Genomic DNA, 14,577 nt, shown 5'->3' with positions numbered 1-14,577 from the left:
CGACCGGTGGACGCGGTCAGGCCTTCTGCGGTGCCGGGCGCCCGGCCGGGCCCTGGCGGTTGTAGTCGGCCTGGAAAGCGGCCCGCTCCTCGTCGTTCATCTGGTTGAGCAGCACGTTCGGCGACTGCACCTCGGGCATCCGGCGCAGGTGGTCGAGCGTCCACATCTTCTTCGGGTCGAGGTCGAGGTGCGGCTGCGCGACCATGGTCTTGCCGTCGTCGCGCACGAAGCCCATGTCGGTGACGACGTCGGCCCAGTTCCAGCCGTGGTAGAGCGTCTCCCACTCGCGGGCGCCGACCAGCTTGCCCATGTTCGGGGTGTTGCGGCCCTGGTAGGTGGGCCGGAACGCCTCGGCGTCGGTCCAGCGGCACGTCTCCGAGCAGTAGGTGCGCCACTGGTCGTCGACCTTGTCCGTGACCATGTCCTCACGGATGAGGCACGGCACCATGCACGTCCAGCAGCGGTGCGGGTAGACGTAGTTCACGTCCTCGGCGACGATCGGGTGGTGCCCGTTCGGCGTCGCGAGCCGGCTGTAGTTCTCCCACCAGGCGCCGTACTTGTCGTACCACCCGGGGTACTTGTACTCGAACCACTCGAAGTCTTCGTCGGTCATCGGGTCGATGCGCCAGTAGTTGGCGAGCCACCCGGTGGCGAAGAACTGCGCGACCTCGTGGACGTAGCCCTTGTTCCAGATCCGGTTCCACGCCTCCTCGATGAGGTCGTGCGGGATGACCAAGCCGTACTTCTCGAGCGGGACGAGGTAGCTGCGGTAGTAGTCGTCGTAGATCCAGCGACGCCACATCTCCGCGTAGCTTTCCCGGTCCTTGCGGCGGTCCTTCGTGCCGTACTCGATGAACGTGCCGATCGCGGCGTCGACGACGGCGTGGTTGTTCCACCACGCGTACCGCAGGTCGCGCTCGAGCAGCTGGTGGTTGCTCTCGTCCGACAACGCCATCAGCAGCGTCGCGTACCCGTTGCTGATGTGCCGGGACTCGTCCGACTGCACCGAGTGGAACACCGTCGGCAGCAGGTAGTCGCCGTTGGCGGCGGCTTCGGCCGGCATCGCGACGAACAGCGTGTTGGTGAACGCCGTCTCCGCCACGATGGTGAGGTAGATGCTGGCCGCGGTGATCGCGTCACCGGTGATGAAGCCTTCCGCGAACTGGCGGCCGATCGTGCCGCAGTAGTCGTTCTGGAAGTTGCGCAGGCTCGAGTTGAAGCCCGCCGGGTCGATGTAGTTCTGCATGTACAGGCGCTTGAGGTTCTGCTGGATCGTCGAGTGCCGGACCTCGTCGATCATCTGGATCGCCTGGCCGTTGTGCAGTTCCGGGTTGGGCACCGTGCGGAACAGCAGCGGCATCGCCCGCGCCGCGGAGATCTCCGGCAGCGGGATGATGCTCAGGAACAGCTTCTGCCACTCCAGCCACCGTTCCTGCACCTGGCGGAACATGTTGCCGCGGATCGCGCCGTCCTCGGCGCCGTAGACCCGGTGGTCCTTTTCTTCCTGCATCGGGAAGTACGAACGGAGGACCTGCTTCAGCGGGTCCTTCTTCTTGGCCTTCTGGAAGGTGTAGTCGGTCCCGTAGTGCGAAACCGGGGTGTGGTACGCCGGTTCCCACGACAGTTCCTGGATCTTCTGGTGGGCTTTCGCCACACTCTGGCGACTCATGGATCACTCCTTGTCCGTCGCACGCCGTCGAGGGCGGACGTCCTGCGCTCACCATTCAAGGGGCGGCCCGAGGTGACGCGGGTCTCAATCTGAGACAGAACCGCTGCTCAGGGCGCTTCACGCTCGCTGAACATCCGGGCGCGCAGCTCGGCGAGCTCGTTTTGAACGCCGTTCCGCACGCGCGCGTCCCCCTCGACGGTCGGGGTGATGCCGAGCGCGCGCAGCAACGCGGCCGCGGGTTCGCCGGGGTGGCCGTCACCGCCGAACACCGGATGCAGACCCTGTTCGGCCAGATGCGTGAAAACCAGGTTCACAATCGTCCACGGGTTGTACGTCTCAGCGGCCATGACCCCATCGCACCGCTGCCCCGGTGGCCAGAGCGTCTCAATTTGAGACACCGTGACCGGCCTAACCCGCTTAGGCTGGACGGGCGGCACAACGGGTGTGCCCGCACCCACGTGGGCCGCGGGAAGCAGGAGGTCTGCGTGGACGACAACGTGCCCGGCATGCTGCTCGCCGACGACGAGCTCGCCCGGACCCGGGTGCGGTTCCTCACCGCCGAGCAGGTCCCGGCCGGCACCGTCCGGCAGACCATCCTCGCCTCGTGGCGCCGGTCGCGGGAGTTCCAGGTCGAGGCCGACCGGATCGACCCGCTCTACCTCGGCGACCAGAACCTCGACATCCCGCTCATGCGCGGCGCGGAGCCGGTGCTGGGCAAGCTGAGCGAGCAGTTCGACGGCCAGCCGATCAGCCTCATCCTCACCGACGCCAACGGCGTGGTGCTGACGCAGCGCACGGGCGACGGCGACCTGCGGCGGCACCTGGAGCGCGTCGAGCTGGTCCCCGGGTTCAGCTACGGCGAGCAGTCGGTCGGCACGAACGGCATCGGCACCGCGCTCGAGGACGGCCGCGCGACGACGGTGTTCGGCCACGAGCACTACGCCGAGCACCTGGAGAACCTCGCCTGCGCCGGCGTCCCGATCCACCACCCGATCTCCGGCAAGAAGATCGGCGCGGTCGACCTCACCTGCTGGTACAAGGACGCGGGCGGCCTGCTCATCGCGCTGGCCCGCTCGACCGCCGAGCAGATCCGGCAGGCGCTGCTGCGCCACAGCGACCTGCGGGAGATGATCCTCTTCCAGGCCTACCTGCAGACGTGCCGCCGCTGGACCGGCATCGTGCTGGCGTTCAACGACGACATCGTGATGATGAACGACCGGGCGCGGCAGCTGCTCGACCCGGCCGACCAGTCACTGCTGCTGGGCTACGCGACCGAGGCCTTGGCCGACGGCCAGCGGACGTCGGCGATGCTCGCCCTCTCGAGCGGCCTGCGCGTGCGGGTGTACTGCCGCCGCGTGCCGGGCCAGCGTGAGACCGACACGGCGGGTGGCGTGCTGTCGGTGAAGCTGATCGAAGCCGAAGAGACGCTCGCCGCGTCGACCCCGATGCTGCCGATGTACCTGCCGGGCGTCGTCGGCTCGGCGCCGCTGTGGCTGCGCTGCGGGCACGAGCTCGACGCCGGCCTCCAGCGCGGCGAGTGGGTCGCACTGGAAGGCGAGCCGGGCACCGGCAAGCTGGTCCTGGTCAAGGGCCTGCACCAGCGCCACCACCCGGCCGCGCGCCTGCTCACCGTGGACGCGGCGGTCACCAGCGGTCCGGACTGGACGGCCGCCCTGCTGCGCGAGCACATCGAGACCCCGATCCGCACCCTGGTGATCCGCCACGCCGACCGCCTGACGGTCGCCGCCGCGACGGCGCTGGCCGGGGTGCTGCGCGAACTCCGTGAACGCGAAGACGCACCGTGGATCGTCGCGACGCTCGCGCCGGGAGCCGAGACCAAGCCGGCACTGGCGGAGCTGCTGAAGTTCTTCCCCCGCACGGTGCGCGTACCCCCGCTGCGCCACCACGTCGACGACCTGGCCGAGCTGGTCCCGCTGGTGCTGAGCAAGCTCGGCTACGGCGGCCGGCTCACCTGCTCGGCGGCGGCGCTGCACCTGCTGATGCGGGCGGAGTGGCCGGGCAACACCGGGCAGCTGTACCAGGTACTGCGCAAGGTGGCCCAGCGTCGCCGGGCGGGAACCATCCGCCCGGGCGACCTCCCGGCCGAGTTCCACGCGGTGACACGGAGGCCGTTGAACCGCTTCGAGTCGATCGAGCGCGACGCGATCGTCCGGTGCCTGGAGGACGCGGACGGCAACAAGGTCCGCGCGGCGAAGCTGCTGGGGATTTCCCGGGCGACGATCTACCGGAAGATCCACGAGTACGGGATCGTTCCCCCGACCCGCTGACGCCCAGGTCGTGAGTGTTCAGCCGGGTTAGAACCCTGCTGAACACTCACGAGCTGGTCAGCGGGCCGCCAGTTCCGCCAGCTGGTAGGCCATCTTCGAGCGGACCGGCGGGAGGCCGAAGGCCAGCTTCATCACCGTGTTGCGCAGCAGGCGCGCGGGCCGGGGGCGGAGCGTCGCCAGGCGGGTCATGCGGTCGGTGAAGGCGACCACGCCCGTCGCCACCGGGCGGCGGGTCTTCTCGTAGGTGTCCAGCAGCGTGTCCGGCTCGCCGGCGACCACCCGGGCGAGCAGGCGGCCCAGCACCACCGCGTCCTGGATGCCCGTGTTCATGCCCTGGCCGCCGGCCGGGCTGTGCACGTGGGCGGCGTCGCCGGCCAGCAGGACGCGGCCCGCGCGGTAGTGGTCGGCCACCCGGTGGTGCACCCGGAACCGCGAGCTCCACAGCACCTCGGTCACCCGCGACCGCGCCCCCTCCGGGCCCCGCTTGTCCACAATGGACTGGATGTCCCCGATGCCCGGCTTCTCGGCGGCCGAGGCGACGGTCGCGACGAGCCGGTAGCGGTCGTCCGCCCCGGGCAGCGGCGCGACCACCGTCACCCCTTCCGGTGACAGGTGCAGGCTGACCTCTTCGCGGTCCAGCGGCCAGCTCATCCGGACGTCGGCGAGCACGAACGACTCGCCGTACGACGCGCCGGTGAAGCCGATCCCGGCCTGCTCGCGCACGGTGCTGTGCATGCCGTCGGCGCCGATCACGTACTTCGCGCGCACCGTGCCGCCGGTCGTCGTGACCGTGACTCCGGTGTCGTCACCCGCGACCGCGGTGACCTCGTGCGGCCGGTGGACGTCGCCGCCGGCCTCGCGCAGCCGGTCGAGCAGCACCGCTTCGGTCCGGTCCTGCGGCACCATCAGCGTGTACGGGTACGCGGTGGGCAGCCCGCCGAACGGCACCCGCGCCAGCACCGTGGCGCCGTCGCGGACCGTGAAGGTCGGGACCACGACGCCCAGCTCCCGCAGCCGTTCGGTGACGCCGAGCTCGGCGAGCACCTCCAGCGTCCGCGCGTGGATCACGCAGGCCCGGGACGTGTTCGCGCCCTCGGCCTGGCGGTCGAGCAGCACGAAGTCGATCCCGGCCTCGGCCAGCACGATCGCGGCGGCGAGCCCGGCGGGGCCGGCTCCGGCGATCAGGACGTCGGTGCGGTCGGGCAGGTTCATGGCGGTCTCCTCGGGCTTGCCAACAACTGTTGGCATCCACGTAAGCACCGCCACGCTGGCTTGTCAACAAGTGTTGGCCTACACTTGTTGACATGACTGCCGAGCCCTCCCCCCGCCGGTCGGACGCCACCCGCGCGGCCATCCTCGACGCGGCTCGCCGCCGATTCGCCGCCGACGGCTTCCGCCGCGCGACCATCCGCTCGATCGCGGCCGACGCGGGCATCGACCCGTCGATGGTGATGCGCTACTACGGCAGCAAGGACGGCTTGTTCGCGGCGGCCGTGGACGTCGCGCTCGACCTGCCCGACCTCGGCGAAGCCGACCCGGCCACGGTCGGCGAGCTGCTGACGCGGCAGTTCCTCGTGCTCTGGGAGCAGCCGCCGACCGACGAGATCCTGCTGACGCTGCTGCGCTCGGCCGTGGCCGACGACGCCGTCGTCGAGAAGATCCGCGAGGTGTTCGCCGGCCAGGTGACCCCGGCGGTCCTGCGGTTCGGCGCCCCGGCCGACGCGCCCCGCCGCGCCGGGCTCGTCGTGACCCAGCTGTTCGGCCTGGCGCTGACCCGGTACGTCCTGCGGTTGCCGCCGGTGGTCGCGCTGACGCGAACGGAAATCGTCGAGGAGATCGCCCCGACGATCCAGCGGTACCTCACGTCGGCGGGTTGACCGTCCTCACCGGGCGAGTGCCATCCTGAACGGCATGCCGACCCGATGGACGTGCCCGCGCTGCGATCGTGAGTTCGCGCGCGCCGGTCAGGGGCACACCTGCGTGCCGGGCTGCACGGTCGACGACACGTTCGCCGGGCACTCCCCGGCGCAGCGCGCGGTGTACGACGCGATCGCCGCGCACCTGCGCACCCTCGGCGAGTTCCACGAGGACGCCGTCAAGGTCGGCGTGTTCCTCAAGCGCGACAGCAAGCTCGCCGAGGTGCGCCCGCGCTCCCGCGACGTCCTGCTGTACCTGTTCCTGCCGGGCCCGGTCGAGACGGCCCGGATCCGGCCGGCGTGGGGCACCGGCGGGGCGCGGGTCGGGCACCGGGTGAGCCTGCGCGAGGTGTCCGATGTGGACGACGAGGTGCGCGGCTGGCTGACCGCCGCGTACGACTTCTCATGACGGGCTGATCCCCCGCACCGCCAATCCCAGCAGCCGCAGGGCTTCCCCCGCCGGGTCACGGTGGTGTTCGGTCGCCAGCACCACACCCGCCACCACGGCGAGCAGGTCCGCCGGCGTCACCTCGCCCGGCACCGCGCCCGCCTCGATCGCGCGCCGCAGCAACGGTTCCCCGGCGTCGGTGAGGCGGACGCACACGCGCGCCTCGTTCCCGTCGGTGGATTCGTCGCGCTGCAGAGCCGTGGCCATGCCCCGCGCCGAGGCGGCATACTCCGTCAGCGCGGCCAGCCAGCCGAGCAGCGCGCCCCGCGCGTCTTCGGCGCCGGTCAGCTCGCGAGCGCGGGCGTTCAGGACCTCGACGCGTTCGCGGAAGACGGCGTCCAGCAGCGCGCGGCGGCTCGGGAAGTGGCGGCGCACGGTCGCGGAGCCCACCCCGGCGGTGCGGGCGATCTGCTCGAGCGACGCGTCCGCGCCGTGCTCGGCGACCTCCTGCTCGGCGACGGCGAGGATCCGCGCGTAGTTGCGCTGGGCGTCGGAACGCGGCACGGACACCTCCCGGAAACGGAAGTGGCGGGGGCCGCCACTTAGTGGCTATCGTAGCGGACACGAAGTGGCGGGCCCCGCCACTTAGCTACCGAAGGAGTCCCCATGTCCCCCGTTCTCGTCACCGGAGCCACCGGCAAGCAGGGCGGCGCCACCGCCCGCGCCCTGCTCGCCGCAGGCGTCGAAGTCCGTGCGCTGGTCCGCGACCCCGGTACCGAACGCGCCGCCGCCGTCCGGGCGCTCGGCGCCGAGCTCGTCACCGGCGACCTGTACGACCCCGGTTCGCTCGGTCCGGCGCTCGAGGGCGTGCGCGGCGTGTTTTCCGTGCAGCTGCCCGACCTGACCGATCTCGAAGGCGACGCCGAATGGGTCCAGGGCCGCAACCTGGTCGACGCCGCCCGGGACGCGGGGGTGCCGCAGTTCGTGCACACGTCGGTCTCGGGTGCCGGGCAGCACCGCGCCGCGCCGGGCTGGGACGAGGGCCGCTGGAAGTCGATGGAGCACTACTTCGAGACGAAGACCGCGATCCAGGACCGCGTCCGCGAAGCCGGTTTCGCGCACTGGACGGTGCTGAAGCCGGGGTTCTTCATGGAGAACTTCATCCCGCCGTCGTTCCTCTTCCCCCACGGCGTCGGCGGCGGAATCGTCACGATCATCAAGCCGGACACCGAACTCGCGCTGATCGCGGTCGACGACATCGGCGCGGCGGCCGCGGCGGCCTTCGCCGATCCGGCCCGCTTCGACGGCGTCGAGCTGGAGCTGGCGAGCGAGCGCCACACGATGGCGGGTGTCGCCGAGGTGCTCTCCCGTGCCTTCGGCGTCGAACTCACCGCACCGGACCTGAGCCCCGAAGAGGCCGTGGCGGCCGGCGCACCGGCGTTCACGGTGCGGCACGAGTGGCAGAACGAGATCGGCCACCCCGCCGACCCGAAGTTCGCGCGCGACCTCGGCATCCCGCTGACGTCGTTCACCGACTGGGCCGGCTCGCACCTGACCACGGTCTGATCATTTCGCGGCGGCCGGCGGCGTCGCGACCGCGTAGTCCTTCAGCACCAAGGCGTTCGCCGCGTCGCGGACGGGGGCGGCGATCTGCTCCAGGATGCGGTTGCGGCCCGGGAGGTAGGGCATCAGCTTGATCATCCGGGTGTTGAACCACGCGAACGCGCGGGACTGCGGGATGATGCCGCGCAGGGCCGCCTTCGCCAGGGCCTGGTTCTTCTCGATGTACGGCCGCATCGCCGCTTCGTACCGCTCGAACGCCACTTCGTGATCCCCCGCCGCGGCGGCGAGTTCGCCCGCCAGGACGTACGCGCCCGCCAGGGCCAGGCTCGTTCCCTGGCCCGAGGCCGGGGACGGGCAGTAACCCGCGTCGCCGACCAGCGTGACGCGGCCCGACGACACCCGGTCCATCAGGATCTGGCACACCGGGTCGAAGTAGAAGTCGCCGGCTTCGCGCATCGAGTCCAGCAGCTGCGGGATCTGCCAGCCGAGGCCGGCGAACTGGTCCGCGACGAGGTTCTTCTGGCCGTCGACGTCGCGGCGGTCGTAGGGCAGATCCTTGCCGGTGAACCAGAACGCGGCCTTCGCGTCGTCGGCGCGGGCCGTGCTGTAGACGTTGACCATCTTGCCCGGCGCCGCCGAGTGCAGCAGCTCCCAGCGGTCCAGGTCGAAGCGGTTGGGCACGGTCGAGATCGAGATGTAGGCGTCGAACCGCTTCAGGAACCGCTCCTCCGGGCCGAACGCCAGGGCGCGGACGCCGGAGTGCAGGCCGTCGGCGCCGACGACCAGGTCGAACCGGCGGGGCGCGCCGTGGGCGAAGGTGACGTGGACGCCGTCGGCGCGCTGGTCGAGGCCGGTGATCCAGTCGCCGAAGACGTACTCGACGTCGTCGCGGGTGTGGTCGTAAAGGATCTTCGCCAGGTCGCCGCGCAGGATCTCGGTGTCGTCGCCGTCACGGAAGCCGAACGTGTCGGCGTCCAGCTTCGCGATCTGCTTGCCGCGCTTGTTCACGAACCCGGCGCCGCGCATGTCGGTGGCGACGGCGTGCACTTCTTCGAGCAGGCCCATCCGGCGGACGACGTCGACGGCGGTGCCGCGGATGTCGACCTTGTAGCCGCCTTCACGCAGGCTCGGGGCGCGTTCGACGACGGTCGGGCGGAAGCCGTGGTGGTGCAGCCACCAGGCGAGGGCGGGGCCGGCGACGCTGGCGCCGGAGATCAGGATTTCTCGGTTGTCCGTCATGCTCCGCAGCGTGGGCGCGGCCGCTGACCGCTCACGAACCGAGCGCGAACCGCCGCTGACCGAAGTCCTGAAGAGCCTGGTCAGGCGGCATTTCCCGGCCCTGCTCGAACGCCTTGACGTACGCGTCGCCGCCGATGCGGGCGCGGACCGCGCCAGTCACCGCGGCGACGTCGGCGTCCCCGGTGACCTCCGTACCGCGCAGCCCGACGGCGACGCCGAGCAGGAACGCCGCGCGCTCGTCCTCGGCCCGCGCGGCCAGCACGCCGGCCAGCCCTTCGACGGCCCGCGCCGCGCCCGGGAGGTTCGTGTGCTCCAGCGCCGTGGCCAGGGCCTCCTGGTGCAGGTCGGTCGCCTCGTCGAGGTCGCCTTCGGCGGCGGCCGTCCAGCCGAAACCGGTGTACAGCCCGATCCGCGTCTCGCCGCCGGTGACCGGGTCGGCGGCCAGGCCGACCGCCGAGGTGTACCAGCGCCGGGCCGCGGCCAGGTCCCCCGCGTGCCGCGCGATCTCACCGAGCCCGCCGCGCGCCCGGGCGAGCGTCAACGTCGTACCCGCCGCCCGCGCCAGCTCCGCCGCGGCTTCGTAGTCCGCTTGCGCCCCTTCGGTGTCCCCGGCCCGCAGCACCCCGTCGGCGCGGCGGCAGAGCAGGTCGGCCGCGTCCTCGGCGGCGCCGAGTTCTCCGGCCAGCCGGACGGACTCGTCCATCAGCTCACGGAACCGCGCGTGGTCACCCCGCCAGTCCGCGAACTCCGCGAGCTTCTCCAGCGTGGTCGCCTCGCCCCAGCGGTCGCCGAGCTCGCGGAAGCCCTGCAGTGACGCCGAAAAGTGCGCCTCGGCGTCGTCGATCCGGCCGCGGTACTGCGCGCCGAGGCCGTCGCCGATCCGCGCGAACGCCCGCGACCAGGTGTCCTGGCCGATCAGCGCGGCCAGCCGTTCGCCCTCCTTCGCTTTGGTGCGCGGGGAAAACGCCCACAGCAGGAAGAGGTACGGGTGCCGCAGGGGCCCGTCGAGCCCTTGCAGGATCGGCTCGATCCCGACGTCGGTGGCCGACGCGTGGATCAGGCAGACGACGTACTCCTCTTCGAGGCCCGGCGGCGGCTCCGGGCCGACGGCGGCGAGCACGGCGTCGGCGAACGGCCGGGCTTCGCTCCGCAGGCCGCGCAGCCACCAGTACCACGTCAGGGCCGCGAACAGCCGCAACGCGATTTCCGGGGCCTCGGCGGCACTCCAGCGCAATGCCGCGTGCAGGTCGGCGTGCTCGGCGGTCAGCTGCGCGAGCACGGTGAGCTGGCCCGCGCCCCGCAGTTCCGGCTCGGCCGCGCGGGCGAGGTCCAGGAAGTACTTCGCGTGCGCCGCGGGGTCGGCGGTGCCCTGCTCCGCGCAGAACGCCCGGATCGTCTCCAGCATCCGGTAGCGGCCGCCCGCGTACTCGACGAGGGACTTCTCGACGAGCCCGGTGAGCAGGCCGTCGGCAGCCGGGACGGCACACACCCGCTCGACGGCGTCGAGCCGCGCGCCGCCGGCGAACACCGCGAACCGGCCGGCCAGCAGCTGCTCGTCCGGGTCGAGCAGGTCCCAGCTCCACTCGACGACCCCGCGCAGCGTGCGGTGCCGCGGTTCGGCGGTCCGCTCGCCGCGCGACAGCAGCCGGAAACGGTCGTCGAGCCGGGCCGCGACGTCTTCGGCGGCCATCGACCGCAGCCGCGCGGCGGCCAGCTCGATCGCCAGGGGCAGGCCGTCGAGCGCGACGCAGATCCGGGACACGGTCGCGGGATCGAGGTCCACGCCCGGGACGACGGCCGTGGCGCGGTCGGTGAACAGCCGCTCGGCCGCGTCGGCGGACAGCGCCCCGACCGGCACCAGCGTCTCGCCGGTGAGGCCGAGCGCCTCCCGGCTGGTGGCCAGCACCCGCAGGCCGGGACACTCGCCGAGCAGCCGCCGGACCAGCCGCGCGGCTTCGGCGACGACGTGTTCGCAGTTGTCGAGGACCAGCAGCAGCGGCCGGTCGGCGAGCCCCGCGGCCAGCCGGTCCGCCGGGTCCGCCGCCGCGCCCGGCGACAGCACGCCCTGTTCGCGCAGGCCCAGGGCGGTCAGGACCGCCTGCGGCACCTCGGTCGTCGTCGCCAGTTCGGCAAAACACACTTCGCCGGGTTCGCGGGACGCGGCTTCGACCGCGAGCCGGGTCTTGCCCGCACCGCCCGGACCGGTGAGCGTGACGAGCCGGGCGTCGCGCAAAGCCGTCTTCAGCCGGTCGAGTTCGGCGCGGGCGACGAACCCGCTGAGCGGCACCGGGACCCGGCGCGCCGGGACGGGCGCGGCGGCCCGCAGGACGGCGACGTGCGCGCCCGCGAGCTCCGGTGACGGGTCGGCACCGAGTTCATCGGCGAGGCGTTCCCGGATCTCGGCGAACACGGCCAGGGCCTCGGCGGCCCGGCCGCTGCCGTGCAGCGCGCGCATCAGCTGGGCCACGAGCCGCTCGCGCAGCGGGTGCTCGCCGGTCAGCTCCCGCAGCTGCGCGACGAGCCGCTCGTGGTGGCCGAGGGCCAGCCCGGCCTCGATCCGGTCCTCGGCCGCGGCCACCCGCAGCTCCGCCAGCCGGGCCGCGCGCGGCGGGTCCGCGAGCCCGTCGAGCGCCGGCCCGCGCCACAGCGCGAGCGCCTCGCCGAACAGCTCCAGCCTGGCCGCCGGGTCCGCGCTTTCCCGCGCCCGCGCGGTCAGCGCCTCGAAGCGGTGGACGTCGACGTCCTGGGGGTCGACGGCCAGCCGGTACCCGGCGGGCGTGAACTCGACCAGGCCGTCGGGCGCCCCGCCGTCCCGCAGCCGCCGCCGCAGCCGCGACACCTGGGACTGCAGCGCCTCGGCGGCGCCCTCGGGCGGGTTTTCGCCGTGCAGGCCGTCGATGAGCCGCTCGGCGCTGACGACGCGCCCGGCGTCGAGGGCCAGCAACGCGAGCAACCCGCGCAACTGCGGGCCACCGAGGGCGACGGGGGTCCCGTCCGGACCGTGGGCTTCGACCGGCCCGAGGATGGCGAACTGCACGCGCTGATTCTGTCCCAGCGACGCCGGCCGTGAGGGTGCTTTACCGCCGAGAACCGCCGCGAACGCCCCGGTTCACCACCCAGCGTCCCAAATCCTCCATCGACATCCCGCGGCCACGAGTCCGGCCCGAAAATCACGCGGCGAACTGCACGCCGCCGAGTATGGCGACTCAGGGGCGCAGCTTGCGGAAGAACGCGCGGACGTCGGCCACGAGCAGCTCCCCCGCCTCCATCGCCGCGAAGTGGCCGCCCTCGGCGAAGTCCGACCAGTGCTCGATCTTCTCGTCGGGGTCCATGATCCGCCGGACCACGGGCGAGCTGTTGAACACGGCCCAGCCCGCCGGGACGTCGGAGGGCGCCAGCCAGCCGTGGCCGGAGTGGGCGGCTTCGTAGAGGAACCGGGCCGCGGTCGCGCCGCTGTGGGTGAACCAGTACAGGCTGACCGTCGTCAGCAGCCGGTCGCGTCCGATTTCCCCGTCGGCGTTCGTCCAGGCCGCGAACTTCTCGGCGATCCAGGCCAGCTGCCCGACCGGCGAGTCGGTGAGCCCGGCGGCGATCGTCTCGGGTTTGTGCGACTGGAGGTCCAGGTAGCCGCGTCCGGCCTTCCACGCCTCCCGGGCCGCGTCCAGTTCGGCCTGTTCGGCCTCGGTCAGGTTTTCCGGCATCGGGAGCTGCTCCCCGGCGAGGGCGATGGTCCCGCGGTCGCTGTTCACGTGCGTGCCGAGGACACGCTCCGGGTACAGGGCCGCGAGCCGGCCGGTGACGCCCGCGCCGATGTCGCCGCCCTGCGCGGCGAAGCGGTCGTAACCCAGGCGCGTCATCAGCACGGCGAAGGCGTCCGTGGTCCGCGCCAGTTCCCAGCCGGGCCCGCTCAACGGCGTCGAGAAGCCGAAGCCCGGCAACGACGGAACGACGACGTGGAAGGCGTCGGCCGCGTCACCGCCGTGGGCGGCCGGGTCGGCGAGCGGGCCGATCACGTCGAGGAACTCGGCGACGGAGCTCGGGTAGCCGTGGGTCAGCAGCAGCGGGAGGGCGTCCGGTTCCGGCGAGCGGACGTGCAGGAAGTGGATGCGCTGGCCGTCGATCTCGGTCGTGAACTGCGGGAAGGCGTTGAGCGCGGCCTCCTGCGCCCGCCAGTCGTAGCCGGTCCGCCAGTACCCGGCCAGCTCGCGGACGCGCTCGGGCGGGATGCCGCGGGACCAGTCCGGCTCGTCGCCGGGCGCCGGCTCGGGGTAGCGGGCGGTGGCCAGGCGCCGGTGCAGCTCGTCCAGCTCGGCCTGCGGGATCTCGACGCGGAAGGGGCTGATGTCGTTCGTCATGAGCAGGACGCTAGAAACCATTGCGGAAGGGTTCCTTCCGCAATCTGTGCCATTCTCGAAAGATGTTGCAGACCTCCGCGCGGCTCCTGCGGTTGCTGTCGCTGCTCGAAACGCGGCGCGACTGGACCGGCGCCGACCTGGCCGGCCGCCTCGGCGTCACCACGCGCACCGTCCGCGCCGACGTCGGCAAGCTGCGCGACCTCGGCTACCCGGTCGAGGCCTCCCCCGGCGTCCAGGGCGGCTACCGGCTCGGCGCGGGCGCGCAGCTGCCGCCGCTGCTGCTGGACGACGACGAGGCGGTGGCCGTCGCGGTCGGGCTGCGGACCGCCGCCGGGGTCGCCGGGATCGAGGAGACGTCGGTGCGTGCACTGGCGAAGCTGGAGCAGGTACTGCCGTCCCGGCTGCGGCACCGGGTGCAGACGCTGCAGGCCGCGACGGTCTCGGTGCCCGGCACCGGCCCGGCCGTCGACGCCGACGTGCTGAGCGTGATCGCGTCGGCGATCCGGGCCGGCGAGCGGCTGCGGTTCGGCTACACCAGCCACGAGCGGACCGAAAGCCACCGCGACGTCGAGCCGCACCGGCTGGTCAGCTGGGGACGGCGCTGGTACCTGGTCGCGTGGGACACCGGCCGCGAAGACTGGCGCACGTTCCGCGTCGACCGGATGGCCCCGCGGACGCCGAACGGGCCGAGGTTCGCCCCGCGCGAGCCGCCGGAGGGTGACGTCGTGCGGTTCGTGCAGCACAGTGCGGGCGCGGCGACCTGGCGCTACCACGCGAAGGTGCGCCTGCACGCCTCGGCCGAGCACGTGCGGGCGCGGCTGCCGCTGGCCGTCGACGTCACGGCCGAAGGGCCGGACCGGTGCGTCGCGGAGGTCGGCTCCGACCACGCGCCGATGCTCGCGCTGTACCTGGGCCTGCTCGAAGTGGACTTCGAGGTGCTCGACGCGCCGGAGCTCGCCCGGGAGCTGGCGAAGACGGGTGAGCGGTTCCTCCGCGCTAGCGCAGCGAGTTCGCCAGCTCCTCGATGAGGTTCATCTGCTCCTGCATCCCGGCTTCCATGCCGGACTCGAGGATCAGGTCGCGCAGGGCCTTCGAAGTCGTCTGGGTCAGCAGGTGAACGACCGTGCGGTCGCCCTCGAGAGCGGTGAACGTGACGGTG

General features: G+C 72.4%; 12 protein-coding genes. 5 read left to right on the top strand and 7 right to left on the bottom strand.

Translation table 11 applies throughout. From position 1 onward, the window contains the following. Positions 1-16 precede the first annotated feature (16 nt). Both ACGFMK_RS41665 and ACGFMK_RS41660 read right to left on the bottom strand, forming a co-directional pair. Positions 17-1,669, bottom strand: a complete 1,653-nt coding sequence (locus ACGFMK_RS41665; protein ID WP_328456256.1) for a methane monooxygenase — start codon at positions 1,667-1,669, stop codon at positions 17-19. A 107-nt stretch (positions 1,670-1,776) separates the two neighbouring features. Beyond that, complete coding sequence (locus ACGFMK_RS41660) at positions 1,777-2,016, bottom strand: hypothetical protein (RefSeq protein WP_392775131.1); 240 nt, start codon at positions 2,014-2,016, stop codon at positions 1,777-1,779. Positions 2,017-2,175: 159 nt separating this feature from the next. Here ACGFMK_RS41660 and ACGFMK_RS41655 point away from each other — a divergent pair, with 159 nt between their 5' ends. Next, positions 2,176-3,957 carry a sigma-54-dependent Fis family transcriptional regulator gene (locus ACGFMK_RS41655; protein ID WP_392775172.1) on the top strand — a complete coding sequence of 594 codons (1,782 nt, stop codon included), beginning with the start codon at positions 2,176-2,178 and terminating at the stop codon, positions 3,955-3,957. Positions 3,958-4,014: 57 nt separating this feature from the next. Here ACGFMK_RS41655 and ACGFMK_RS41650 read toward each other — a convergent pair whose 3' ends face one another. Continuing rightward, positions 4,015-5,169, bottom strand: a complete 1,155-nt coding sequence (locus ACGFMK_RS41650) for an FAD-dependent monooxygenase (protein WP_392775129.1) — start codon at positions 5,167-5,169, stop codon at positions 4,015-4,017. 92 nt (positions 5,170-5,261) lie between these two features. Here ACGFMK_RS41650 and ACGFMK_RS41645 point away from each other — a divergent pair, with 92 nt between their 5' ends. Next, positions 5,262-5,834: a TetR family transcriptional regulator gene (locus tag ACGFMK_RS41645; protein WP_392775127.1), complete on the top strand. Its 573-nt coding sequence runs from the start codon at positions 5,262-5,264 to the stop codon at positions 5,832-5,834. 34 nt (positions 5,835-5,868) lie between these two features. Next, positions 5,869-6,282 carry a DUF5655 domain-containing protein gene (locus ACGFMK_RS41640; RefSeq protein WP_392775125.1) on the top strand — a complete coding sequence of 138 codons (414 nt, stop codon included), beginning with the start codon at positions 5,869-5,871 and terminating at the stop codon, positions 6,280-6,282. Here ACGFMK_RS41640 and ACGFMK_RS41635 read toward each other — a convergent pair. Then, positions 6,277-6,825, bottom strand: coding sequence for a TetR/AcrR family transcriptional regulator (locus ACGFMK_RS41635; RefSeq protein ID WP_392775124.1), 549 nt, complete (start codon positions 6,823-6,825; stop codon positions 6,277-6,279). The two genes, ACGFMK_RS41640 and ACGFMK_RS41635, sit on opposite strands and share 6 nt — an antisense overlap. A 102-nt stretch (positions 6,826-6,927) precedes the next feature. Here ACGFMK_RS41635 and ACGFMK_RS41630 point away from each other — a divergent pair, with 102 nt between their 5' ends. Beyond that, positions 6,928-7,827 (top strand): NmrA family NAD(P)-binding protein, encoded by a 900-nt coding sequence (locus tag ACGFMK_RS41630; protein WP_392775122.1) that lies wholly within the window; start codon positions 6,928-6,930, stop codon positions 7,825-7,827. Here the strand turns inward: ACGFMK_RS41630 and ACGFMK_RS41625 are convergent, their stop codons facing one another. The 3 genes from ACGFMK_RS41625 to ACGFMK_RS41615 all read right to left on the bottom strand — a co-directional run bounded on the left by ACGFMK_RS41625 (position 7,828) and on the right by ACGFMK_RS41615 (position 13,418). Further along, positions 7,828-9,063: an FAD-dependent monooxygenase gene (locus ACGFMK_RS41625; protein ID WP_392775120.1), complete on the bottom strand. Its 1,236-nt coding sequence runs from the start codon at positions 9,061-9,063 to the stop codon at positions 7,828-7,830. A gap of 31 nt (positions 9,064-9,094) precedes the next feature. Continuing rightward, positions 9,095-12,100, bottom strand: coding sequence for an ATP-binding protein (locus ACGFMK_RS41620; RefSeq protein ID WP_392775118.1), 3,006 nt, complete (start codon positions 12,098-12,100; stop codon positions 9,095-9,097). Positions 12,101-12,269: 169 nt separating this feature from the next. Next, positions 12,270-13,418 (bottom strand): epoxide hydrolase family protein, encoded by a 1,149-nt coding sequence (locus tag ACGFMK_RS41615; RefSeq protein WP_392775116.1) that lies wholly within the window; start codon positions 13,416-13,418, stop codon positions 12,270-12,272. Between the two features lie 62 nt (positions 13,419-13,480). On the opposite strand from ACGFMK_RS41615, the gene ACGFMK_RS41610 reads away from it, so the two are divergent. Further along, on the top strand, positions 13,481-14,446 hold the full coding sequence (locus tag ACGFMK_RS41610) for a helix-turn-helix transcriptional regulator (protein ID WP_392775114.1): 966 nt from the start codon (positions 13,481-13,483) through the stop codon (positions 14,444-14,446). The last annotated feature ends 131 nt before the right edge of the window (positions 14,447-14,577 follow it).

This window comes from Amycolatopsis sp. NPDC049252 (assembly GCF_043197175.1).
Lineage (GTDB): Bacteria > Actinomycetota > Actinomycetes > Mycobacteriales > Pseudonocardiaceae > Amycolatopsis.
The sequence above is the reverse complement of the archived record's forward strand: the minus strand, read 5'-3'. Positions and strand labels throughout refer to the sequence as shown.

Excerpts from the sequence above, each read along its gene's own strand:
- ACGFMK_RS41665 (WP_328456256.1), bottom strand. The coding sequence starts at position 1,669 with ATGAGTCGCCAGAGTGTGGCGAAAGCCCACCAGAAGATCCAGGAACTG.
- ACGFMK_RS41660 (WP_392775131.1), bottom strand. The coding sequence starts at position 2,016 with ATGGCCGCTGAGACGTACAACCCGTGGACGATTGTGAACCTGGTTTTC.
- ACGFMK_RS41655 (WP_392775172.1), top strand. The coding sequence starts at position 2,176 with ATGCTGCTCGCCGACGACGAGCTCGCCCGGACCCGGGTGCGGTTCCTC.
- ACGFMK_RS41650 (WP_392775129.1), bottom strand. The coding sequence starts at position 5,169 with ATGAACCTGCCCGACCGCACCGACGTCCTGATCGCCGGAGCCGGCCCC.
- ACGFMK_RS41645 (WP_392775127.1), top strand. The coding sequence starts at position 5,262 with ATGACTGCCGAGCCCTCCCCCCGCCGGTCGGACGCCACCCGCGCGGCC.
- ACGFMK_RS41640 (WP_392775125.1), top strand. The coding sequence starts at position 5,869 with ATGCCGACCCGATGGACGTGCCCGCGCTGCGATCGTGAGTTCGCGCGC.
- ACGFMK_RS41630 (WP_392775122.1), top strand. The coding sequence starts at position 6,928 with ATGTCCCCCGTTCTCGTCACCGGAGCCACCGGCAAGCAGGGCGGCGCC.
- ACGFMK_RS41625 (WP_392775120.1), bottom strand. The coding sequence starts at position 9,063 with ATGACGGACAACCGAGAAATCCTGATCTCCGGCGCCAGCGTCGCCGGC.
- ACGFMK_RS41615 (WP_392775116.1), bottom strand. The coding sequence starts at position 13,418 with ATGACGAACGACATCAGCCCCTTCCGCGTCGAGATCCCGCAGGCCGAG.
- ACGFMK_RS41610 (WP_392775114.1), top strand. The coding sequence starts at position 13,481 with ATGTTGCAGACCTCCGCGCGGCTCCTGCGGTTGCTGTCGCTGCTCGAA.